This is a genomic window from Umezawaea tangerina, assembly GCF_003002815.1.
Lineage (GTDB): Bacteria > Actinomycetota > Actinomycetes > Mycobacteriales > Pseudonocardiaceae > Umezawaea > Umezawaea tangerina.
The window spans coordinates 622,702-645,233 of the sequence record NZ_PVTF01000005.1 but is presented as its reverse complement, the minus strand read 5'-3'; the positions used below and the strand labels follow the sequence as shown (position 1 = coordinate 645,233).

Here is a 22,532-nt window from a genome sequence, read left to right as displayed (position 1 = left end):
CGCCGTCCGACGAATACCATCGGGTGATGGCGCCGAGCATCAAAGACGTGGCGGAACGTGCCGGCGTGTCCGTCGGCACGGTGTCGAACGTCCTCAACAGACCCGACAAGGTCTCCCTCGCCACCCGCGAGGCCGTCCTCGCGGTCATCGCCGAGCTGGGCTTCGTCCGCAACTCCCAGGCGGCGCAGCTGCGCGCGGGCGCCAGCCGCTCGCTCGGCCTGATCGTGCTCGACCTGGCGAACCCGTTCTTCCACGACATCGCCAGGGGGATAGAGGACGTCGCGACCGAGCTGGGCTACGCCCTGGTGCTGTGCAACTCCGACGAGCAGGCCGCCCGCGAGGAGCGGTACCTGCGGCTGCTGGAGGAGCAGCGCGTGCGCGGCATGCTGATCACCCCGGTCGAGGTCGGGTCCGAGCGGCTGGACGCGTTGCGCCGCAGGGGAACGCCGACCGTGCTGGTCGACCGGCACGACCCGCGCATCGACTGCTGCTCGGTGGCCGTGGACGACGTGGCGGGCGGCGAGCTGGCGGGTGCGCACCTGATGGCCTCCGGCCACCGCCGGATCACCTACGTCACCGGCCCGCTGGCGCTGCGCCAGTGCAAGGACCGGCTCACCGGACTGCGCCGCGCGGTCGCCGACGGCGGCGCCGACCCCGACGAGGTGGTCGACGTCGTCGAGGTCCCCGCCCTCAAGGCCCGCATCGCCTACGAGGCCGTCCGGCAGCTCTTCGACGACGGCGTCGAGCCCGGCGCGGTGTTCTGCGCCAACGACCTGCTCGCACTGGGCGTGCTGCGCGCCGCGATCAGCACCGGCCGCCGCGTGCCCGACGACATCGCCCTGCTCGGCTACGACGACATCGAGTTCGCCGCCGACGCCGCCGTCCCCCTGTCGTCCATCCGCCAGCCCACCCTCCACATCGGACGCACCGCCGCCCAGCTCCTCGTGGAGGAGTGCGACCACCCCCGGTCCCACGCCCACCAGCAGATCATGTTCCGACCGGAGCTGGTGGTCCGCGAGTCGACGTGACCCGCGTCGGGTGCTCCCGGTGCGGGGGTCAGGACGAGGTGTCGTAGACGAACGGCACGCCCACGTGCGCCCAGTCGTCGCCGTTGGCGATGGCGTAGACGTCGAGGGTGTCCTGCACGTACCCGGTGCCGCGGGTGGTGATCGTCAGCGCGGGCCACGACTCGCCGGGGACGACGAGGTCGGGGTTGGAGCAGTCGAGGCCGCCCACGACGGACTCGCACCGCCAGCGGTTCCCGGAGAAGGTGGTCATCCGGATCTCGTCGGGGATCGACACGAAGACGAACAGGTTCTGGTCGTCCTCCGTCCCGACGTCGGTGGCCTTCACGGTGAACCTGAACTCGCCGCGGATGTACCAGTAGCGGTTCGGCGTGACAACGACCCCGCTGAGCGGTTTGAGGGTCACGCGCACCGGACCGGTCTGCCGGTCCGGTGCGTCCGCGAGCGCGGTCACCGTCGTCGTCATCGCGAGGGCGAGGCCCGCGACCGCCGCCATCAACCTTGGTCGTCGCATATGGATCACCTGTCCTGGGTGCTGCCCGAAGTCGTTCTCCTGTCGTTGAACCGGGTTCCCCGCTGACCCTACGGCGCCAAGCGGGGGAAATGCTTTGGGCTGAACTTCTTCAGCCTTTCGTGTTAACCGTCCACTGTGGTCCGCCGTGTCCCGCCGTCCACCGTGGTACTGCGCTCAGGCCAGGCACTTCCAGCTGTAGGGGTCGGACACGGCGAGGCTCCGGGAGAACACGGCCTGCTCGTGCGGGTTCTGGCGCTGGCAGGCGTCGTCGAGGTCCATGCCCACCTGGGCGCCGGTGCCGGTGACGCAGCGCCAGTCGTTCGCGGTCGTCCCCGCCAGCACCGCGCCGTTCACCGCGCCGATCGACGTGCAGTACCCCTGCAGGTCGAGCCCGCCCTTCTCGGCGAACACCGCCGGCCGGGCCAGCGTCACGGTGACCGAGCCGGTCCCCGGCGGCAGGGTGACGACACCCCTGGCGCTGTCGACGGTCCCCGCGCTGGCCCCGGCGATGTTCCCGACGAACGCCGGTACCTCGAACCGCACACCACCCGCGGGCGCGGCCCCGGTCAGGGTGAGGCCGACGGTCGCGCCGGAGGCGGTGATCGCCGCACCCATGCGCCTGCCGCCCGCGATGGGGTAGTTGCCGACGCTGGTGGTCGCGCCGTCGCGGAGCCACTGGTTGGGCAGTCCGCGGCCGACGACCACCGAGCCGTCGAGCTTCTCGGCGACCAGCGAGTCCAGCAGCACCTTGGAGGCGTTGGCCTGGCCCCACATGTGCGGGCTGGAGCCGCTGCCCGCGGTGCTGTGGGTGCCGGGGGACCAGTTGCCCGTCCCGACGGACTGGATCCCCTCCCACCAGGAGAAGGGGGCGCTCTGGGCGTTCTGCACGAGGTACTGGTAGGCGTAGATGCCCTCGGAGCGGTAGCGGGACGAGGCCAGGCCCGCCGAGCCGTAGCCCGCGTTGTAGGCGCTGCTCACGCCGGGGTAGCCGCCGAAGGTGTGCTTGGGCAGGTTCGACAGGTGGCTGAAGCCGTTGTCGTAGGTGGCGTCGACCAGGGTGCTCATCGGACCGGCGGGGGTGCTGCCCCACAGCTGGCCGTCCCAGGCCCAGCGGCCGAACAGGAACATCGAGGCCCAGTTGCCGTTGTTGGTCTGGCCGCACACGTTCGCACCGCTGTTGGGGACGTCCATGGCGCACGGCAGGTAGGAGAGCCGGTTGGTGGAGATGGTGTTGTCGAGCCTGGCGTTGACCGCGCCCAGCAGGGTGTTGTAGACCCGGTCGGCCCAGGACGCCTCGGCGGACTCGCCCAGGGTGGTGGCGATGTACCGGTAGGTGAGCAGGCCCAGCAGAGCCGACTGGTTGTCCACGGTCCAGTAGCCGGTGGTGTCCACGGCGTTGGTGGCCTTCATGATGCCGCCGGGACCGGTGGCGTCGGACTCGATGGCGTGCGCGGTCTGCCTGATCGTGGCGAAGTTGCTCCGGACGAAGGCGGCGTCGCCGGTCTTGCGCAGGTACACCGCCCACGGCCAGCTGTACTTCCACGTCCCGTCCGGGTACATCCTGGTGATGTCACCGGGGTCGTCCTTGGCGATCAGCGTCGGCAGGTAGTCCTTGGCGCGGTTGAGGTCGCCGGCCTCCAGCAGCTGGACCAGGATGCCGACCAGGTCGTGGTTGAAGATGGCGTCGTAGCCGTTCTCGCCGACGTTGAACCGGTTGCCGTCCTTGACGAGGTTCGTGGTGATGTAGCCCGCCCGGTAGGCGTTGCCCAGCTGCGGGTCGGGCACCCGGACCTGGGCGATCTGGGCCAGCTTGCCGTCCCAGTACGACGTCATGTGCGCGTAGTGGGTGTCGTAGCCGCCCGCGGCGACGAGCTCGTCGCCGGTGGGCCAGGCGTAGCCCTGACCGAACCTGTCGGCCGCGATCACGTAGTCGAAGGTGGTGGTGCGCCCGGCCGGGACGGTGGTCGACGGGTGGTTGAGCGCGAGCGTCCCGCCGGTCGGCGCCGGGTCCAGGACGTGCGCGACCGAGTCGTGGTTGACCACGGCGACCCGCGAGTACACGGCGACGAAGTCCCGACCGCCGATCGTCACCTTGTCCCCGAAGTTGGTGATGGTGACGGTGCTGTTGTCCCGCTCGAACTGCGTGGTCAGGGCGGGGTAGTAGCCGCCGGTGTTGAACCACTGGAGCCGCGCGGGGTTGTTGTAGATCCCGAACCGGACCGTCGTGTCGGGCCCCGAGTGGACGTCGAAGCTGCCGTCCTTGTGGGTCAGGACGCCGTAGTAGTCGCCCTCCCAGCCGATCGAGGCGCTGTCGTGCTGCGTGACGGACGCCCGCGCCGGCGCGGAGTGCCAGACCTGGGTGCCGCCGGTCACGACCAGGGCCGCGGCGAGGACCGCGGCCGACCAGCCGCGGCGCTTTCGACTGTGCCTCTTCATGTGGGCCATCCCTCCGACCACGCCCTCGCGCGACAGGGTCCGAAGGACGCAATGTGATCGATAAAATCGATGTGACGCACACAACCACAGCCCACTTGTGCTGTCAACGAAGGAAGATTCCCATGCCCCCGCGTGAGGTCAGGGCGTGCGGTGGATCGATCCAATCGCGATAGCGCCCCGGCGCGGCGGTGGAGCCGTCGCGGGATCAGGCCCGGCGTCGGGAGGAGCCGCGCACGACCAGTTCCGGCCGCAGCAGCGACGGCGCCGGGACCGTCGCCCCGCCGGTCGGGCACAGCACCTCCACGATCCGGCGGCCGACCTCGGCCAACGGCTGGCGGACGCTGGACAGGTCCAGGACCTCCGCCGAGGGCGTGTCGTCGTAGCCCACCAGTGCCACGTCGTGCCCCGGTGCCAGCCCGAGGTCGCGGATGGCCTGCAACGCGCCCGCCGCCAGCGTGTCGGAGACCGCCACCAGCGCGGTCGGCGCACCCGCGCGGTCGAGCAGCCCGCGCGCCATCTTCGCGCCGCTGGTCCAGGTGTCCTCGCCGCGCGTGTCGAAGCGGTGGCTGCCCGCCAGCAGCCCGTGCCGGTCCATCGCCGCCACCCAGCCGTCGGCGCGGTCGTCGCCGACCCGGTGCCCGTCCGGGAAGCCCAGGAAGCCGATCCGCCGGTGCCCGGCCTCGGCCAGGTGGTCGACGACGGCGGCGACGCCCGCCGCGTTGTCCACGTCCACCCACGCGCCCGCGTCGTCGAGTCCGGGAACCCGCCCGAAGCACACGAACGGCACCCCGGCCTCGAGCAGCACCGGCGGCCTCAGGTCACCGGGGACCACGTTGTACAGCACCACGCCCTCGACCGCGCCGGTGCGCACGAGCCGCACGCAGGTGGCCGCCTCGCTCTCGGCGTCGTCCACCGCGAACAGCATCAGGTGCCTGCCCACGGCCTGCCCGGCCTCGGCCAGCGCGTGCAGGAACCGGTCGTGGAACGGGGCGAGCGACCGCGAGGAGACCGGCTCGATGCGGCACGCGATCATCCCGGCCGTGCTGGACCGCAGCGCCCGCGCCATCCGGTTGGGCTGGAACCCCAGCTCCGCGACGGCCCGCCGCACGCGTTCCCGCGTCTCCGCGCGCACCTTCTCCGGGTAGTTCATCACGTTGGAGACCGTCTGCTTGGAGACGGCCGCCGCCGCGGCGACGTCGGCGATCGTCACCGCGCCGGACCCCCGCCGTCTCGCGGCGGACCCGGCAGGCGCTTCCGCCATCGTCACACTCCCAGCGCTGCGGCTTGATCGTTAAAACGATCCTGACCAGCGCTATCGTACTAGTCGTTGGACGTCGGCGGCCGCCGAAACAGGGCAAGGCGGGCGAACCGCTCGGACGGCACCGGCTAGGCCGACGTGTTCAGCCGCGCGACCAGCGGCAGCTCACCCGAGGACGGGCCCGCCATCAGGGTGATGGCGCCGGTCTCCGGCACCCAGCGGCTTTCCGCCGGCGACCACCGGCGCAGCGCGCGCGGTTCGATCGGCACCTTCACCCACACCGCCTCGTCGGGCGCGGCGTGGACGGGGGCGTAGCCGACCAGGCGGCGGTCCTGGCCGGTGGCCTGGTAGACCTGCACGACGTCGCGGCCGGGGCGGGAACCGGTGTTGCGGACCCGGACCCGGACGTCGAAGCCCTGCTCCACGGCGACGTTGTCGCGGGCGGAGAAGCCCTCGTACGACCAGGTCGTGTAGCCGAGGCCGTGGCCGAACCAGTACGCGGGCGCGACGGGGGAGCCCGCCCACGCGCGGTAGCCGATGTGCGAGCCCTCGGTGTACTCCAGCACGCCGCCGATCGGCTTCGTCTCCAGCACCGGCGCGTCCGGGGTGCGGGCCGCCCACGTGGTCGGCAGCCGCCCGCCGGGCTCGGCCAGGCCGAACAGCACGTCGGCCAGCCCGTCGCCCGCCTCCTGGCCGGGGAACCAGGTCACCAGCACCGCGGCGACGTCCTCGCGCCACGGCAGCTCCACCGGGCCACCGGCGTTGACGACCACGACGGTGCGCGGGTTCACCGCGGCGACGGCCCGGACGAGCTCGTCCTGCCTGCCGGGCAGCTCCAGCGAGCCGCGGTCGAAGCCCTCGCTCTCGATCTCGTCGGTGGTGCCGACCACGACGACCGCGACGTCGGCCCCGCGGGCCAGGTCCACGGCCGCGGCGAGCTCGGCGTTCTCGTCGACGCGCGGCGGGTCGGCGGCCAGCGCGACGGCGAGGCCCTCGTCGGGCTCCATCCGCCTGCGGGCGCGCAGCAGGACGTCGACGCCCGCCTCGACCGGCCAGCTGACCTCGCGGAACGACGGGGCGACGTGCACGTAGGTGGGGTCGTCGGACTCGGGCACCACGTGCTCGTCCACCAGCCGGTGGCCGTCGACCTCCAGGCTCACCGCGCCGAGCCCGACCACCGCGAACCGCCAGTCGCCGGTCGTGGACGGGCGCATCAGCGCGCTGACCTCGACGGTGGTGGCGGTCAGCTCGACCGACGGCTCCAGGACGCGGCCGCTGAGCCGGTGCTCGACGTGCAGCACCTCGTCGTCCGGGCCGAGGTAGCGCACCAGCACACCGGGCTCGCCGGTGACCGGGTTGCGGGAGTCGGCCGGGCTCAACGGGGTCGGCCGGGTGTGCAGGAACGCGCCCGCGCGGTGCACGACCTCGGCCCTGCCCGCCAGCGCGGAGCGGATGCCGTCGACGGGGGAGACCACGGCCGCCGGGAACACGCCCGCGCTGCCGCCGCCCTGCACCCGCGCGTCGACCGCGTTCGGGCCGAGCACCGCGACGCGGGTCAGCGCCGCCGGGTCCAGGGGGAGCAGGGAACCGCTGTTGCGCAACAGCACCGAGCCCGCCGCCACGGCGCGGCGCAGCCGTCCGCGCGACTCGTCGGGGGTGATCCGCGGCGGCGGCACGGACGTGGTCGGCTCCAGCGCCCCGACCCGCCGGGCCAGCAGCAGGATCCGGCGCACCTTCTCGTCGACCGCCGACTCGGGGACGTCACCGCGGCGCACGGCGGCCAGCAGCGGCTCGCCGCGCAGCTCGTGCGGGCCGGGCATGGCCAGGTCCACCGGCGACTCGACGGTGCGCACCGCGCCCCAGTCCGAGACGACCAGGCCGTCGAAGCCCCACGTGCCGCGCAGCGGTTCGGCCAGCAGCGGGCTGTCGGACATCGACGCGCCGTTCACGCCGTTGTAGGCCGACATCACGACCCAGGCGCCCGCGCGGACGGCCTCCTCGAACGGCAGCAGGTACACCTCGTGCAGGGTCCGCTCGTCGATCCGGGCGTCCAGGGTGAGCCGTTCGGTCTCCGACTCGTTGGCCACGTAGTGCTTCGCGGTCGCCGCGACACCACCGGACTGCACGCCGGTGATGTAGGCGGCGCCGATCCGGGCGGTCAGCAGCGGGTCCTCGGAGAAGCACTCGAAGTGGCGGCCGCCCAAGGGGGAGCGGTGCAGGTTCAGGTTCGGCGCCAGCAGCACGTCGACGCCCTTGCGCCGCGCCTCGGCGGCCAGCAGCCTGCCCAGGCCCGTGACCAGCTCGGGGTCCCAGGTCGCGGCCATCGCGGTGGGCGAGGGCAGGGTCAGCGCGGTGTCCCGCTCGTCCCACCGCTCGCCGCGCACGCCGACCGGGCCGTCGGAGAACACGATCGCCCGCAGCCCGATGGCGGGCTCGGCCTGGGCGCGGAACGTGCCGCCGCCCGACAGCAGGCGGATCTTCTGCTCCAGGGTCAGCCGGTCGAGCAGGTCCTCGAGGTCGGTGCTCGCACCGGCGCTGTACGTGGTCGTCATGTGGCGATCACTCCTGGTCTTGGTTGGAGAGCGCTCTCCAATGGCTCCTACACTCGCCTCCGGGTCCCGCGCGTGTCAATAGGGGTCCGCTACCTGGACTTCACGCAGGGAATCCGGACAACTCCGCAGCGTTGACCCCGTTTTAGGGTCGGACGAGTTTTTCCCATTGTGGAGAGCGCTCTCCATGCGGCCGAAGGTGGGAACACGGTCTGGAGAGCGCTCTCCTACGTGCTATAAAGCCTCCATGAGCGCAGCGTCCCAGGCACGTCCTCCCACGTTGGAGGACGTGGCACGGGTGGCGGGGGTGTCCCGCGCGACGGTGTCGCGCGTGATCAACACGACCCGCAACGTCGACCCGGCCATCCAGGAGACGGTGCGCCGCGCCATCGCGAAGACCGGCTACACGCCCAACACCGCGGCCCGCTCGCTGGTCACCCGGCGCACCGGCACGATCGCGCTGGTCGTCTCCGGCGCGGGCGACTTCGGCGGCGACATCCTGGTGGACCCGTTCTTCGGCCGGGTCACCAGCGGGCTCATCAACGCGCTCAGACCGCTGGGCGTCTACCCGCTGCTGATGTTCGCCGACACCCACGAGTCCCGCGCCCACGTCGTCGACCACCTGCGCCAGGGCAACGCCGACGGCGCCGTGGTCGTCGCCATCCACTCCCAGGACCCGCTGCCCGCGATGCTGGTCGCCGCGGGCGTCCCCGCCGTCCTGTTCGCCAGGCCCACCAAGCCGCTGTCGATCAGCTACGTCGACCTCGCCCACCGCGACGGCGCCCGGCTCGCCGTCGACCACCTCGTCGGCCGCGGCTGCCGCCGCGTCACCACCATCTCCGGCCCGCTCGACGTGCCCGCCAGCCAGGAGCGCCTGGCCGGGTTCCAGGACGCCTGGGCCGACCACGGCCACCCCGCCGCCCCGTACGTGGAGGGCAACTTCACCCAGGACAGCGGCGAGAAGGCCATGGAACACCTGCTCGCCGAACACCCCGACCTCGACGGCGTCTTCGCCGCCAACGACCTCATGGCCGCCGGGGCGCTGCACGTCCTGCGCGACCACGGCCGCCGCGTCCCCGACGACGTGGCCGTCATCGGCTTCGACGACAGCAGCGCCGCCACCGCCAGCCGCCCCGCCCTCACCACCGTCCGCCAACCGGTGGAGGACATGGCCGCCGAGATGTCCCGCCTGCTGCTCGACCGCATCGGCCGCCACGACGGCCGCGTCACCTCCGTCGTCTTCGAACCCACCCTCGTCATCCGCCACTCGGCCTAACCCCGCCCGGCACCGGGTGGAGCGGCCGTCGGCGGCAGGCTCGGGATTCCGGTGGCGACTCGCTGGTCGGGGTGGCGTCAACGGCGCGGAGCGAGCCGCGCGGCCGGAATTCGCGGTGCGGTCGTCAGTACATCCCGTCGATCACGCGAACCACGTGCTGCGGGTTCAGCGTCACCGGGTTCCCCGGTTCCTTGATGCCCATGTCGTACCGGTCGATGCCGTCGTTGGCGAGCGAGTCGGCGAGCGAGTCGGCGAGCGCGGTGCGGTCGATCACGCGGAGTCGGTCGGCGATACCCGACCGCCTGGCCTCATCCGCCACTCGGCCTAACCCCGCCCGGCACCGGGTGGGGCGGCGCGGGATACTCGCCGGAGCCGGAACGACGACGTCAGGGGGTGTGCGGTGCCGCCCCTGTCGCCCGAGGACGCCAACCCGGCACCCGGTGACGTCGAGGCCGGGTTCCTGGTGGCGATCAGCCGGTTCGCGGGTCCCGTGCGGGGGATCGGGTTGGCCTTGATCAGTGCGTTCGGGCTCCTGTCGGTGCCCGACGACGCCCTCCCCGTCGGTCTCGCGCTGGTCGGGCTGGTGCTGGTCGGTGCGGTGGCGGACGTGGTCACCAGCGCGACCGGGCGGGGTGCGCGGGTCACGTTCGCGTTGGCGGTGCTGCGGGCGGGGGTGGTGTGCGCGACGCAGGCGTGGACGGTGCCGGCGGCGGGGCCGAACCTGTGGGCGCTCAACGTCCTGACGATCACCGCGATCACGGTGCAGTGGGAGTGGCCGCCGACCTGGACGGTGCCGGTCACCGCCGGGCTGCTGGCGGTGTTCGTGCTGTCCGGGGGAGCGCCGTTCACGGTGCTGCGGGTGCTGGTGGAGTGCCTGCTCGCCCGGCTGGCGTTCCACCTGCTGCTGCGCTCCACCCGCGGCGTGGACGAGCTGCGCGCGCGCCAGGCGGCGTTGGAGCGCGCGGAGGTGCTGGCGCGGGAACGGCGGCGGCGGGAACGCGAGTACCTGGCGCTGCTGCACGACACGGCGTCGGCGACGTTCCTCATGGTCGCCCTGCGCGGCCGCACCGCGGACCCGGCCGAGGTCGCCGAGCACGCCCGCCGCGACCTGGACGTGCTCCGCGACGCGCCGGGCCTGGACGACCGGCTGGTGGACGTCGAGTCGTCGCTGCGCGCGGTGGCCGAGCGGAGCCCGCTGGCGGTCGACGCCCACTGGGAGCGCGTGCCGCTGCTGCCCGTGCCGGTCACCCTCGCGCTGGTGCGCGCCGTGCAGGAGGCGATGGCCAACGTCGCCCGGCACGCGGGCGTGCGCGAGGCGGGCCTGCGGGTCGCGGCCGACGGGGAGGGCGTGGTGGTGACGGTGGTCGACACCGGGCACGGGTTCGAGCCCGGTGACGTGCCGGGGCACCGCCGGGGAATCCGCGGGTCGGTGGTCGAGCGGATGGCGGCCGTCGGCGGCAGCGCCACCGTGACCTCACGGCCCGGCGACGGCACGACCGTGCGGCTGGCGTGGCCCCGTGGCTGACCTCCGCGCCCAGGACCGGGTCATCGCCATCATGCGGACCGGCCTGCTCGTCGTGACCGCCGTCGTGCAGCTGGGCCTGAACGCGGCACCGCTGGTCCGCCACCAGGCCGAGTACCGGCCCGCCTGGGTGGTCGACGCGGCGTTCGCGGTGCTGGCGCTGGTCACGGCCGTGTGCGCGGTCTGGGTGCTGCGCGGGAGGCCGCTGCCGACAGCCGTGGTCGCCGTCGGCGCGGTGGTGGTGCTGGTCGCGTCGAGCGCGGTGACCGCGGCCCTGCCGCCCGACGGGTTCTTCCTCGACGTGCACTGGTCGTTCGGCCTGGTCGGGTGGCACCTGCTGGTGCTGCTGTTCGACCGGGTCGGGCTGCTGGTCGCCGCGCTCGGCACCCACTTCGCCGCCAGCGTCGTCCAGTTCGCCCTGGCGGGCGGGCACGACCGCGCGGAGGTCGGCGCCGCCGGGGTCGTGGTGCTCAGCGTGCTCAGCTTCCAGGCCGCGATCGCGGTGATCACGCTGGTGCTGCGCCGCCAGTCCCGGCAGGCGGCGCTGGTCGCCGCCGAGCGCGACCGGGTCACCACCCGCGCGGCGCTGGCCGAGCAGTGGGAACGCGACCGGCGGGTGACCTTCGCCGGGCAGCTCGGCGCCACCCTGCCGCTGCTGGTGGGCCTGGCCGACCGCACGCTCGACCCGCGCGACGAGGACACCCGGCACCGGTGCGCGCTGGCCGCGACCCAGCTGCGCAGGCTGTTCGCCGAGAACGACGAAGTACCCGACCCGCTGGTCCACGAGGTCGCGGCCTGCGTGGACGCGGCGCAGCGGCGCGGGGTCGAGGTGTCGCTCGCGGTCAGCGGCGCGGCCGTCCCGGTCCCGACGGCGGTGCGCCGCGAGCTGACCGCGCCGCTGGTGGTGGCGCTGTCGGCGGTGCGCGGGCGCGCGCGGGTCAGCGTGCTGCGCACCGACGAGGAGGTGCGGGTGGCCGTCATGACGGACACCGAGGTCGGGATCGACGGCGGCTCGGCGCTCGTCGAAGTGGACTGCGGGACCTACGGGGAGCACACGCGGATGGAGGCGAGATGGCGCACGAGGACCGGCTGACCGCCGTGGTCGTGGACGACCACCCGGCGGTGCGCGCGGGCGTGGCCTACTGGCTCACGTCCGGGACGCCGCCGATCGAGGTCGTCAGCAGCGGCGAGGACGTGAGCGCGGCCTGGCTCGACGAGGGCGCCACCGCCGACGTGGTGATCCTCGACCTGCACCTGGGCGGCCCGACGCCGGTGCTGGGCGACCTGCGCAGGCTCGTCGAGGCGGGCCGCAACGTCGTCGTGTACTCGATGCGCGCCGACGACGAGATCGCGCTGCACTGCCTGGAGCTGGGGGCGCTGTGCTACCTGACCAAGGCCGAGGGCGCCGACCACCTGGTCGAGGCCACCCGCGCGGCGGCCCGCGGCGACGCCTACACCCCTCCGTCGCTGGCGGGCGCCCTCGCCGGTGACCGCTCCGACCACCGGCCCGCCCTGTCCGCCCGCGAGACCGAGGTGCTGGTGGAGTGGTTCCAGTCGGAGTCGAAGGACTTCGTCGCGCAGCGCCTGGGCATCACGGCCAGCACGGTCAACTCCCACCTGGAGCGCATCCGGGTCAAGTACGCCCAGATCGGCCGCGACGCCCCCACCAAGGCGGCGCTCGTGGCCCGCGCGATCCAGGACGGTCTCATCGGCGTCGACGAACTGTGACCGACCTGTCATGACCTTGTGGTGCGAACGACCGACAGTGCCCGGCGCCGATCGCCGCTAGCGTTCGGCGCAACCGCGAAGCCCCTGTTCGGCCGCGGTCGTCACGCACTCCCCGCGGGCTCCCCGTGCCGGCGGGGTCTAACGAGGAGATCCATGAAGCACGTCCGTGGCACCCTGTTCGCCGCCGTCGGCGCGGCCGCCGTCCTGCTGTCGTCCTGCGCGAGCGAGACCGGGGGCACGGCCGCGCCGTCGCCGTCCACCGCACCGGTCACGGCCGCGACCAGCGCCGTGTCGCCGACCTCGGACACGTCGGCCACGAAGTCCACCAAGTCGACCGAGGCCGCCTCCGGTGACGTCACCAAGCCGGGCTCGACGCTGAAGGTGGGCGACCGGGCGGTCGTGCCGTTCAAGTACGGCACCGACAAGCAGGGCACGATCGCCATCGTCGTGACCGCGATCGAGCAGGGCACCACCGCCGACCTCGCGAAGTTCGGCGACAAGGCCAACGGGCTCACGCCGTTCTTCATCCGGGCCACCGTGGAGAACGTCGACGGCAGCGACCTGGCCTACAGCTCGGTGAGCCTGCGGGGCATCGGCGCCGACGGCAAGTCGACCGGCGTGATCATCAGCGGCGACGTGGACAAGTGCAAGTCCGAGACCGCCAAGAAGGACTTCACCACCGCGGGCGCGAAGTTCGAGACCTGCGTGCTGCAGGCCGCGCGCGAGGGCGCGACCGTGGCGGGCGCGACGTTCGACAAGGGCGACGACTACCTCAAGTCGCCGATCACCTGGAAGAGCTGACACCCACTGGGGGTGTGGCGGGGCGCGGCGTGCGGAGCCGCGCCCCGCTTCCTGTCACCGGGCGGTGCCGCCGGTCTGCTCGCGGATCCAGTCGGCCTGCACGTCCACCCGTGCGATGATCTCCGCGCCGGGCTGCGGGCACGCGGGCCCGGTGCTCACGATGGCCACCAGCTGCCCGGTCTTGTCGTCGGGGGAGATGAAGAACGGCGCGCCCGAGTCCTCCGGGCACGGGCTGTTCTCCACGGTGCGGGGCACGACGGGCAGCGCCTCGAACGTGGACGGCCCGATCGCCGAGATCGAGAACATCCCCCGCTTGAGGTGGTCGGAGGCGGCGATGACGGTCGCCGAGGTCGAGCCCCACCCGGCGAACTGGAGCTGCTGGCCGATCGCGGGCGCCTCGTCGGCCAGGGTCAACGGGACGACGTCGAGGACCGGGGCGCTGAGCTTGACCACGGCCAGGTCGTTGACCGGCGACTGCCGGACGTCCACGACCTGCGCGGTGCGCCCGCCGGGGTCGCTGTCCTTGAGCTTCCCGATCGTGACGGTCATCGTGTACGGCGGCACCCCGCCGACCCGCACGTCGTTGATGTCGTGGAAGCAGTGCCCGGCGGTGATGACCCACTGCGGGGCGACCAGCGAGCCGCTGCACCCACCGCTGCGCACCCCGCCCGCGGGGTCCGGGATGTCCTGCGACGCCAGCTTGGCGTTGAACGGCAGGAGCGAGGACACCGGCGGCGGGGGAGGTGTCGTGGTCGTGGTCGTCGTCGGGGTCTGCCGACCACCGCCGCTGGCGTTCTGGACCGCGTCCGGCGTGGGGGACGCCGACTGGCGGGCCAGGGTGACCGCCTTCAGCTCGCGGACCACGATGGCGGCGGAGGCGGCACCCGCGCCGAGGACGACGGCGAACGCCAGCGTCCCGATGCGCAGGAGCGGGCGTCTTCGCGATCTGGAGCTCACTCGGGTACTACGGACGGAGGACCCGCCCGGTTGAGTTCGATCATGGAATATGTGCGAACGGGCAAACTGGCTTTCCCGAAACCCCGCGGTCCTCTCCCGGCGCGACGGCCCGGCGGAGGCGGGTCGCCCTGGACGGCAGCGTGCTCGACCTGCCCGACCTCGACCAGTGCGACAGCCGCGCACCGCCGCACTAGCGCGGCAGTCGCCGTACGGCGAACCACAGGGCGGTGCCCGCGTACCCGCACAGCACGAGCAGGCCCGCCCACCAGGGCAGTGGGTAGTAGCCCATCGACGGCGTGTACTGCGCCACCACCTGCGGGAACTCCACGACGGTCTGCTGCACCGCGAACCCCGCCGCCGGGGTGACCCGCAGCAGCCACCGGGTCACCTCGTCGGGCAGCAGGGGCAGCACGGCCAGCGCGTAGGTCAGCACGACGCCCGTGGCCACCACCAGGACCGCCACCCACCTGCGGCGCAGCAGGACGGCGGCGGCGAGCGCGAGCACGGCGGTGGCCGCGGCCAGCACGCCCACGCCGACGGCGACCCGCAGACCGGTGGGGAAGGAGACCGGGAGGACGTCGCCGCCGGTGGCCCGCAGGACCGCGGAGCCGAGAGGCATCACCGCCGCGGCGGCGACGAGCCCGGCGGCGAACGACGTCGACCCGACCACGACCGCCCGTCCCAGCAGCGCTTTGCGGTCCTGCCGGGTGGCGGACCGGGCGGCCGCGACGATCAGCACCAGCAGTCCGAGGCCCAGACCGGCCAGCGTGCCCTCGACCGGGTGGACGCCCGACGAGCGCGGGGCGATGTCGCCGGACCCGGTGACGGTGACGGTCCCGTCGGACTCGACGACCCCCGGCGCCCGGTGGAACTTCTCCCAGTCGGTGGTACCGGACTCGCCGATCCGGGTGTCGGTCCACCCGGCGGCGGGGGTGCCGTCCACGGTGACGTGGTCGAACACGGCCGTCGCCTGGGTGAAGCGCTCCTGCCCGGCACTGGCCCCGAGCCCGGTCGGCACGAACGTCAGGTCACCCGGCGAGGTCACGACGAGGCCGACCACGGCGGTGTCGGGCAGGCCGGGGAGGGTGGCGGTGCCGACGGTGGTCCACGCCCGCCCGTCGGCGGACTCCTCGCCGGTGACGACGTCGCCGGACCGGGTCAGCCGCAGCCAGCGCGGGCCCGACGGGTCGCTCGCGCTGCCCGCCGTGTCGTGGGTGTAGTCGTGCTGCAGCCGCACACCGTGACCGCCGGTCATCACGAGCGCGGCGTAGGACGAGCCGGGACCGGTGCCGTCCTTGACGATCACCCCCGCCTTCGCCCACGGCACCAGTCCGGGCACGATCTCGTCGTGGTCCGGCGGCGGGTAGGTGATGATCCCGGTCATCGACGCCAGCCGTACGGTGATGCCGCCCTCGCGCCCCAACGGCCGGTGCGCGAGGGTGAGCTGGTCGGTCACCACCTGCCCCTGATGGTCGCGAGTCGCGGTGGGGCAAGGGACTTCGACGTCGTCCTGACCGCACGTCGACCGGCCGGCGAACGCGAGCAGGAGTCCCGACAGGACGGTGATCAGGGTGGCCGTCACGAGCGCGGCGATCCGGCCGCCGGTCCACGCGGTGGTTGTGGTCATGCCGCGATTCCTACGGATCCGGTCGTAACACCACCCGAACCGGCGGTGTCATGCCGTTGTTAGGTCCCGCGCGGCATCCTGGGCGCATGGACGAGCACAGACGCCCGGCGCTGCGGGCACGGGTGCGCTTCACCGCGCTGTACGCCGCGCTGTTCCTCGGATCGGGCGTCGTGCTGCTGACGTTGACCTTCCTGCTCGCGGGAGGCCGGTCGACCCAGGCCGTTCCCGGACAGCCCGACCCCTCGGGCTCGCGGGAGGTCATCGCGGGCCTGCGCGAGCAGTTGGCGGGCGCGGAGGAGGCGCGGGCCCGGCAGTTGCTGGCGGCCTCGGCGATCGCGCTCGTGGTGATGGCCGTCGTCTCCGTCGTGATGGGCAAGGCCGTGGCCGGTCGGGTGCTGCGGCCGTTGCGGACGATCACCGCGGCCACCCGGCGGATCACCGCGGACAACCTGCACGAGCGGCTGGCCGCGCCCGGTCCCGACGACGAGGTCAAGCACCTGGCCGACACCATCGACGGGCTGCTGGAACGCCTGGAGACCTCGTTCGCGGCCCAGCGCCGGTTCATCGCCAACACCTCGCACGAGCTGCGCACCCCGCTGGCGACCATGCGGGCGTCGCTGGACGTGGCCGTGGCCAAGCCCGAGCCGTCGGCGCAGACCGTCGCGCTCGCGGACCGGATGCGCACCGAGCTCGACCGGGTCGACGAGCTGCTGGAGGGCCTGCTCGTCCTCGCCCGCGCCCAGCACGGCGTGCTCGCCGACCTCGCTGAGGTCTCGCTCGCCGACCTCGCCGCCGCCGCGCTGACCGCCCGCGCCGACGCCATCGCGGCCAAGGGGCTCGTGCTGGACACCGCGTTCACCGGCGCCGCCCGCGCGGTCGGCAGCCCCGCGCTGCTGGCGCGCATGGTGGAGAACGTCGTCGACAACGCCGTGGTGCACAACGGGAACGGCGGCTGGATCCGCGTCGCGGCCGGGGACGAGCCGCGGCTGGTGGTCGAGACGGGCGGGCCGGTGCTCGACCCCGACCACGTCGCCCGGCTCGCCCAGCCGTTCCAGCGGCTCGCCGCCGACCGGACGGGCTCGGACACCGGGACCGGGCTCGGCCTGTCGATCGTCGCGGCCGTCGCGGGCGCCCACGGCGGCAGGCTCGACCTGGTCGCCCGCCCCGAGGGCGGCCTGCGCGTCGTGCTGTCGCTGCCATGAGGGTCCTGGTGGTGGAGGACGCGCGGGCGCTCGCCGCGGTCGTGGCGGAGGGCCTGCGCGACCAGGGGATGGCCGTGGACGTCGCCCACGACGGCCTCGCCGCCGCGGCGAAGCTCGACGTCAACGCCTACGACGTGGTCGTGCTCGACCGCGACCTGCCCGGCATCCACGGCGACGCGCTGTGCCAGATGATCACCGGTCGGGACGACCGGCCGATGGTCGTGATGCTCACCGCGGCGGGGGCGCCGGGGGACCGGGTCAGCGGCCTCACCCTGGGCGCCGACGACTACCTGGCCAAGCCCTTCCACTTCCCCGAGCTGGTGCTGCGCGTCCGGTCGCTGGCCCGCCGCCGTCCGTCGGCCCGCGGCCGCGTGCTGCGCGCGGCGGGCGTCGAGCTGGACCCGGTCGGCCGCACGGCGACCCGCGACGGGACCCGGCTGGACCTGTCGGTGAAGGAGTTCGCGGTGCTGGAGGCGCTGCTGCAGGCGCCCCCGGCGCACCTGAGCGCCGAGGAGCTGCTGGAACGGGTGTGGGACGAGCACGCCGACCCGTTCACCAACACGGTGACCGTCACCGTCGGCAGGCTGCGCCGCAAGCTCGGCACCCCGCCGGTCATCACCACCACCGCGGGCGTGGGCTACCGGATCTAGCGCGCGGGTGTGCCAAGTGGATGGTCCAGTCCGACCCGTGAGTGGTCCAAGACCTCCCGGTCTACTTCGTTGACCTGCAAGGAAGTCCCGGTCCGCCGACCCGGTCGTCGTGCTGCCGCGGGGACCGGGATGATGCTGGGCGCGGAGGCCCGTCCGGGGCTCCGCGGACGGCACCGTGCCGTCATCCGAAGGGGGAACGGGCCTCGTGAACGGGTCGGACGTGCGGTCGTGGACCGCCCGGTGTCCGGCCCGCGGGGCCGCGGTTCCCCCGGTACCGGAGAGGAAGTGCATGCGGAGAACGAGGAAAGGGGCGATAGCGGTCACGGCGCTGGCCGTGCTCACCGCCGCGACGCCCGGTGTGGCCGCGGCGCAGCCGGTCGGGGTCGAGTCGGCCTCGGTGCGCGGTTCGGTCGCCTACCTGGTCGACCGCTACGGGGTGTCGCAGTTCGAGGCGCTCCGGCGCCTGGAGCTGCAGCGGATCTCGCCGATGCTGGACAAGGCGCTCAAGTCCGCGTTCCCGGACAGCTACGCCGGGATGCGGATCGACCAGGACAACGGCGGCGTGTTGAAGGTGTCCTTCAAGGACCCCTCGGTCGCCGACGCGGCACTGGCCGGGGTGGCCGACCGGTCGCACGTGCAGACCGAGCAGGTGCGGTACTCGCTCGCCGAGCTGACGCAGGCGCGCGACCGGATCGCGGAGGAGGTCGACGCGGGACCGTTCGCGGCGTACCTGCCCGCGATCAGCCAGGCGGAGAACCGCGTGGTGGTCTGGGAACGCGAGTGGGTACAGCAGGACAAGACCCGCCTCGACTCGCCCGCACGGGCGGGTGCCGCGGCGGCGGAGGAGTCCGCGGTCGCGAGCCGCGCGGTCGCCGCCGACTCCGGCATGGTCGTGTCCCGCACGCTCGTGCAGCCCAAGCCGCTGGCGGCGCAGGCGTCCGACCCCGCGTTCTGCCACCCGTTGTCGTGCCTGGACAAGGGCCCGATGCGCGGTGGTGTGCGGTTGGACCTCAAGCGGGACAACGGGACCGTGGGCGGGTGCACGGTCGGGTACAACGTGCGGTCGAGCGGTGGTGGGTTCCCCGGCAAGCCGTGGGTGCTGACCGCCGGCCACTGCATGGCGACCAAGACCAACAACGTCCCGACCCAGCACAACGGGGTCGACGTCGTGGCCCAGCACGGGATCGAGAAGAACTCCTACCCCTACGACTACGCGGCCGTCCCCTACGTGGACGACGCCACCGCGCAGAAGTGGCTGGAGGGGCAGTCCGCGCACAACCTGGTGCTCAAGTGCCAGGGCGCGGTCGGCGGCGGGTGCGACTCGTCGGTCGACCAGCAGATCGCGAAGGTGCACCCGTTGGCGGACATCATCCCCGGCTGGGTGGTGTGCGCGGCCGGGTCCGCGTCGAACGCGGCGGACTTCCCGGACAAGGTCGACAGCGGCGCGGGCGCGGGCTACCAGCCCGGTCTGCACTGCGGTCAGGTCCTGTCCACCGACGTCGGCATCAACACCGACGTCTGCGCGCGGGCCGGTGACAGCGGCGGTCCGCTGTTCACCGAGGTGGACCGCGCGGCGCTGGGCATCCTGGAGGGCAGCCAGCAGGAGCGCAGCGGCCCGTGCGCGGCGGGCGAGCTGAACAACTACTCGCCGTTGGAGACGATCCTCACCGACCTGAGCGCGCGCGTCGCGAGCCAGGGCTCGGTGTTCTCGGTCATCACCTCGCCGCAGGGCTGACACCGGACCGGGGGCGGCGCTCACGTGCCGCCCCCGGTTTTTGTCGTACCCCGCCGGCATCCTCACCACCATGGACACCGACGCCTTCTGGGCCCTCATCGCCGACGCCCGCTCCCGCGTACCCGACCCGGCCGACGCCGAGGCGGTCGCCACCGAGGCCGGCGCACTGCTCGCCACCAGACCGCCGGAGGAGATAGTCGCCGCCCAGCAGGTGTTCTGGGGCCTCATGGGCGACTCGTACCGCAACCCGCTGTGGGCCGCGGCGTACCTCATCAACGGCGGCTGCTCCGACGACGGCTTCGACTACTTCCGGGGCTGGCTGGTCGCCCAGGGCCGGGAGGTGTTCGAGCGGGCCGTGCGCGACCCGGACTCCCTGGCCGACGTCCCCGCCGTCATCGCCGCCGCGCCCGACGGCGACGAGATGGAGGGCGAGGACGTGCTCGGCATCGCCTGGAACGCGCACATCAAGGCCACCGGCGAGCAGCTCCCGCCCGGCGCGTCCACCGTCCGGTACCCGGACCTCGACGCGGACTGGGACTTCGACTTCGACGACGAGGTCGAGATGACCAGGCGGCTGCCGAGGCTGGCCGCCCTCTACGTCGACTGACCTGCCCACCGATGAGTTCCGGGTCCCGCGGTGGTCTACCCCGGTGACCCCACGCGAAGGAGCACCCGCATGACCCCGATCGACCTGACCCCGGCCGCCCGCCGACTGGCTCACCTGCTGGCGGGCGTCACCGACGACCAGCTCACCGGCCGGACCCCGTGCACCGAGTTCACCGTCGCCGACCTCATCAACCACATCGACGGCTTCGCCACCGGCTTCACCGCCGCGGCCAGGAAGGACATCGGCCCCGCCACCAGCGCCGCTCCCGCCGCCTCACCCGAGCTGTCCCCGGCCTGGCGCACCACCATCCCCGCCAAGCTCGACACCCTCGCCGAGTCCTGGTCCAAGCCCGACGCCTGGGAAGGCACCACCCAGGCGGGTGGCGTCGACCTGGACGCCGCCACCATGGGTCGCTTCGCCCTCGACGAGCTCGTCATCCACGCCTGGGACCTCGCCCGCGCCACCGCCCAGCCCTACACCTGCGACCAGACCTCCCTCGACGTCATCGAGGCCCTCGTCACCCCCCAACCCAACGGCGACCCCAGCGGACCCTTCGGCCCACCCGTCCCCGTCCCCACCGACGCCCCGCAACTCGACCGCGTCATCGGCTACACCGGCCGCGACCCCCACTGGACGGCAGGCTGACCACACCGATCACCGATCACCCCTCGCCGCCGCCCACCCAGTACTTGTACTTGGCGGCGAGGTACCGCCGCACGTACTCGTGCCGGAACTCGTACACCGGTCCCACGGCCCGCAGCAGCCCCATCCGGTGCGCGTCGTCGAGGAACGGCATGAGGTCGCGCGGCAACGACCGCGTGACCGCGAGCCGCGTCGTGGCCAGCAGGTAGCCCATCCAGGCGCGGTGGTCACCGATCGTCGTCAGCAGGAACCCGGTGCCGCACAACATGACGCCGATCGTCAGGTACGGGTCGTCGCCCAGGCCGGCGTCGGCCATGCCGGGGATGAACGCGAGGTCCATCCCGATCGTGCCGAGCATCGCCGCGGTACTGCCCACGAGGAGCCAGCGGATGACGTTCACCCGCCGGTCGGCGCGCCAACTGCCCATCGGGGTCGACGCGGTCCCGTCCGGCAGCGGGGTCTCGATCCAGAGGGACAGGCCGAACACCAGGCAGATCACGATCCAGCTGATGATGGTCGGGGTGCTCTGGCCCGTCAGGAGCCCCAAGGGGACCATGATGCCGCAAGCGAAGCAGGTTCCCAGGAAGGTCGAGACCGCCGACAGGCCTCGACCCCGGAGTCGGAAGTCGGCGAAGGCGGGTGAGTCGTCACCCCATCGCCTGGTCGCACGCGCCCCGAGCAGGCCGACACCCGCGCCCAGCGCCGCCCCCATGAGCGCGAAGAACGGGCTCTCCGCCCTGGCGTGAGCGCTCAAGCCCGTGCACACCGCTCCGATCAGACCGAACAGCGACGCGAACGTGGTGCGGACCCACCGACTGCCCCTGGCTCTCCGGACGTCCTCCGCCAACTCCCACCAGGCGAACGGCTGCTCCCCGACGTAATCCGCCAGCAGTCCCAGGGCGAACTCGACGTCCGCCGGGTCGTGCTCCCGCAGGGTGACCGACGGCGCGGCCACCATGTGCTTGCGCCGGAACGTCGACAACGTCCCTGACCCAAGGTCCGGGCGGCGCCGCTGCACCAGGACCGGGACCAGCCGATCCAGCAGGTGCACCCGCACGACGTCGTGGTCGGGTTCGTTCCGCACGACGTCGAGGTCCACTCCGGCGCCCGCCACCCCGACCAGCCACAGGCCGAACGCCGTCGTGACGATCTCGCCCAGCCCACCCGCCGTGCCCGCGCGCACCGCGGCGAGCAGCCCGGCCCAGTCCGGGCTCGTGTCGGGCACCACCCGTTCGAGGTAGTCGGCGGCGATCTCGGGGGAGAGCCGTTCCGGCTCCACCACCAGTGCCGACCCCAGTGCCCCACCCTGCCGGTACTCCTCGCTGCGACAGGTCACGATGAGCTGGTGGTCGCCGGGGAACCTGCTGTTGAGCGCGGTGATCCCGGCCGCGCGCGCGTCGGCGGGCATCTCGTCCAGCCCGTCGAGAACCAGCAGGACGTGCCCCCGTGCGACGAGCGCGGCCAGCGCCTCCGGCCGCAGCCCGGTGCCCTTGGCGTAGGTCCGCTCCAGCTGTGCGACCAGCCATCCCCGCACGTCCGGGTACTCGTCCACCTCCCAGCCCGCGGCGGACACCAGCACCGGTACCGGGTCCTCCGGCTCGCGGCTGACGACCAGCGCGCGCAGCAGGGCGACCGCGAACGAGGTCTTCCCGGTGCCCGCGCCACCGAGGACCACCAGCCGCCGGTGCTCCTCGGCTCGGAACGCGGCGACCAGCTCGTCGGCGTCCAGCTGCCGTCGCGATCCCACCACCCGCCACCGCACCGGGATGTGCCGGTCGCCGTCCAGGTCGCGCAGGCTCGACTCGTCCGACCACTGCGCGCGCACCAGCTCGGCCAGTTTCGCCTTCGCCGTCGCGTCGGTCGTGGGCTCCGGTGCGGCCTGGTGCAGGTGGAGCTCGTTGATCGTGTGCGCCTGCACCAGCGACCCGATCCGGCTGCGGTGCACCACGTTGCGCACGCCGGATCCGGAGTGCTCCGGGTCCTCTCCGCGCACACGCCCTCCC

Annotated in this window: 19 protein-coding genes; 11 read left to right on the top strand and 8 right to left on the bottom strand. The window is 73.2% G+C overall.

Annotated features, from left to right (window positions below; translation table 11 throughout):
• Positions 1-26 precede the first annotated feature (26 nt).
• Positions 27-1,028 (top strand): LacI family DNA-binding transcriptional regulator, encoded by a 1,002-nt coding sequence (locus CLV43_RS20255; RefSeq protein WP_106188753.1) that lies wholly within the window; start codon positions 27-29, stop codon positions 1,026-1,028.
• Between the two features lie 28 nt (positions 1,029-1,056).
• Here CLV43_RS20255 and CLV43_RS20250 read toward each other — a convergent pair whose 3' ends face one another.
• From CLV43_RS20250 to CLV43_RS20235, 4 genes are all read right to left on the bottom strand, one after another.
• The gene (locus CLV43_RS20250; RefSeq protein ID WP_146174826.1) at positions 1,057-1,539 is read right to left on the bottom strand and encodes a hypothetical protein; all 483 of its coding nucleotides are present in this window, start codon (positions 1,537-1,539) and stop codon (positions 1,057-1,059) included.
• 174 nt (positions 1,540-1,713) lie between these two features.
• Positions 1,714-3,975, bottom strand: coding sequence for a hypothetical protein (locus CLV43_RS20245; RefSeq protein WP_146174825.1), 2,262 nt, complete (start codon positions 3,973-3,975; stop codon positions 1,714-1,716).
• Between the two features lie 205 nt (positions 3,976-4,180).
• On the bottom strand, positions 4,181-5,236 hold the full coding sequence (locus CLV43_RS20240) for a LacI family DNA-binding transcriptional regulator (RefSeq protein ID WP_146174824.1): 1,056 nt from the start codon (positions 5,234-5,236) through the stop codon (positions 4,181-4,183).
• Between the two features lie 125 nt (positions 5,237-5,361).
• Positions 5,362-7,785 (bottom strand): glycoside hydrolase family 3 C-terminal domain-containing protein, encoded by a 2,424-nt coding sequence (locus tag CLV43_RS20235; RefSeq protein WP_106188749.1) that lies wholly within the window; start codon positions 7,783-7,785, stop codon positions 5,362-5,364.
• Positions 7,786-8,029: 244 nt separating this feature from the next.
• On the opposite strand from CLV43_RS20235, the gene CLV43_RS20230 reads away from it, so the two are divergent.
• Positions 8,030-9,058: a LacI family DNA-binding transcriptional regulator gene (locus tag CLV43_RS20230; protein ID WP_106188748.1), complete on the top strand. Its 1,029-nt coding sequence runs from the start codon at positions 8,030-8,032 to the stop codon at positions 9,056-9,058.
• A gap of 124 nt (positions 9,059-9,182) precedes the next feature.
• On the opposite strand, the gene CLV43_RS47860 is transcribed toward CLV43_RS20230, so the two are convergent.
• Positions 9,183-9,332 carry a hypothetical protein gene (locus CLV43_RS47860; protein WP_170155922.1) on the bottom strand — a complete coding sequence of 50 codons (150 nt, stop codon included), beginning with the start codon at positions 9,330-9,332 and terminating at the stop codon, positions 9,183-9,185.
• A gap of 126 nt (positions 9,333-9,458) precedes the next feature.
• Between CLV43_RS47860 and CLV43_RS20225 the strand changes: the two genes are divergently transcribed.
• From CLV43_RS20225 to CLV43_RS20210, 4 genes are all read left to right on the top strand, one after another.
• The gene (locus CLV43_RS20225; protein ID WP_245886713.1) at positions 9,459-10,583 is read left to right on the top strand and encodes a sensor histidine kinase; all 1,125 of its coding nucleotides are present in this window, start codon (positions 9,459-9,461) and stop codon (positions 10,581-10,583) included.
• Complete coding sequence (locus CLV43_RS20220) at positions 10,576-11,673, top strand: hypothetical protein (RefSeq protein ID WP_245886711.1); 1,098 nt, start codon at positions 10,576-10,578, stop codon at positions 11,671-11,673. Before CLV43_RS20225 ends, CLV43_RS20220 begins: the two co-directional genes overlap by 8 nt.
• Positions 11,652-12,308, top strand: a complete 657-nt coding sequence (locus CLV43_RS20215; protein ID WP_106188747.1) for a response regulator — start codon at positions 11,652-11,654, stop codon at positions 12,306-12,308. The genes CLV43_RS20220 and CLV43_RS20215 overlap by 22 nt, the downstream gene beginning before the upstream one ends.
• A gap of 153 nt (positions 12,309-12,461) precedes the next feature.
• Complete coding sequence (locus CLV43_RS20210) at positions 12,462-13,109, top strand: hypothetical protein (protein WP_106188746.1); 648 nt, start codon at positions 12,462-12,464, stop codon at positions 13,107-13,109.
• 54 nt (positions 13,110-13,163) lie between these two features.
• Here CLV43_RS20210 and CLV43_RS20205 read toward each other — a convergent pair whose 3' ends face one another.
• Complete coding sequence (locus CLV43_RS20205) at positions 13,164-14,066, bottom strand: S1 family peptidase (protein ID WP_245886708.1); 903 nt, start codon at positions 14,064-14,066, stop codon at positions 13,164-13,166.
• Between the two features lie 190 nt (positions 14,067-14,256).
• Positions 14,257-15,693: a DUF1349 domain-containing protein gene (locus CLV43_RS20200; RefSeq protein WP_106188745.1), complete on the bottom strand. Its 1,437-nt coding sequence runs from the start codon at positions 15,691-15,693 to the stop codon at positions 14,257-14,259.
• Positions 15,694-15,779: 86 nt separating this feature from the next.
• Here CLV43_RS20200 and CLV43_RS20195 point away from each other — a divergent pair, with 86 nt between their 5' ends.
• From CLV43_RS20195 to CLV43_RS20175, 5 genes are all read left to right on the top strand, one after another.
• A complete protein-coding gene (locus CLV43_RS20195; RefSeq protein WP_106188744.1) occupies positions 15,780-16,895 on the top strand; it encodes a sensor histidine kinase in 1,116 nt (371 codons plus the stop codon).
• A complete protein-coding gene (locus CLV43_RS20190) occupies positions 16,892-17,545 on the top strand; it encodes a response regulator transcription factor (RefSeq protein WP_211304429.1) in 654 nt (217 codons plus the stop codon). Before CLV43_RS20195 ends, CLV43_RS20190 begins: the two co-directional genes overlap by 4 nt.
• A gap of 289 nt (positions 17,546-17,834) precedes the next feature.
• On the top strand, positions 17,835-19,280 hold the full coding sequence (locus CLV43_RS20185) for a S1 family peptidase (RefSeq protein ID WP_146174823.1): 1,446 nt from the start codon (positions 17,835-17,837) through the stop codon (positions 19,278-19,280).
• Positions 19,281-19,350: 70 nt separating this feature from the next.
• On the top strand, positions 19,351-19,887 hold the full coding sequence (locus tag CLV43_RS20180; protein ID WP_106188847.1) for a DUF4240 domain-containing protein: 537 nt from the start codon (positions 19,351-19,353) through the stop codon (positions 19,885-19,887).
• A 69-nt stretch (positions 19,888-19,956) separates the two neighbouring features.
• Positions 19,957-20,532, top strand: coding sequence for a TIGR03086 family metal-binding protein (locus CLV43_RS20175; RefSeq protein WP_106188742.1), 576 nt, complete (start codon positions 19,957-19,959; stop codon positions 20,530-20,532).
• 16 nt (positions 20,533-20,548) lie between these two features.
• On the opposite strand, the gene CLV43_RS20170 is transcribed toward CLV43_RS20175, so the two are convergent.
• Positions 20,549-22,522, bottom strand: coding sequence for an NACHT domain-containing protein (locus tag CLV43_RS20170; RefSeq protein WP_170155921.1), 1,974 nt, complete (start codon positions 22,520-22,522; stop codon positions 20,549-20,551).
• Positions 22,523-22,532: the final 10 nt, after the last annotated feature.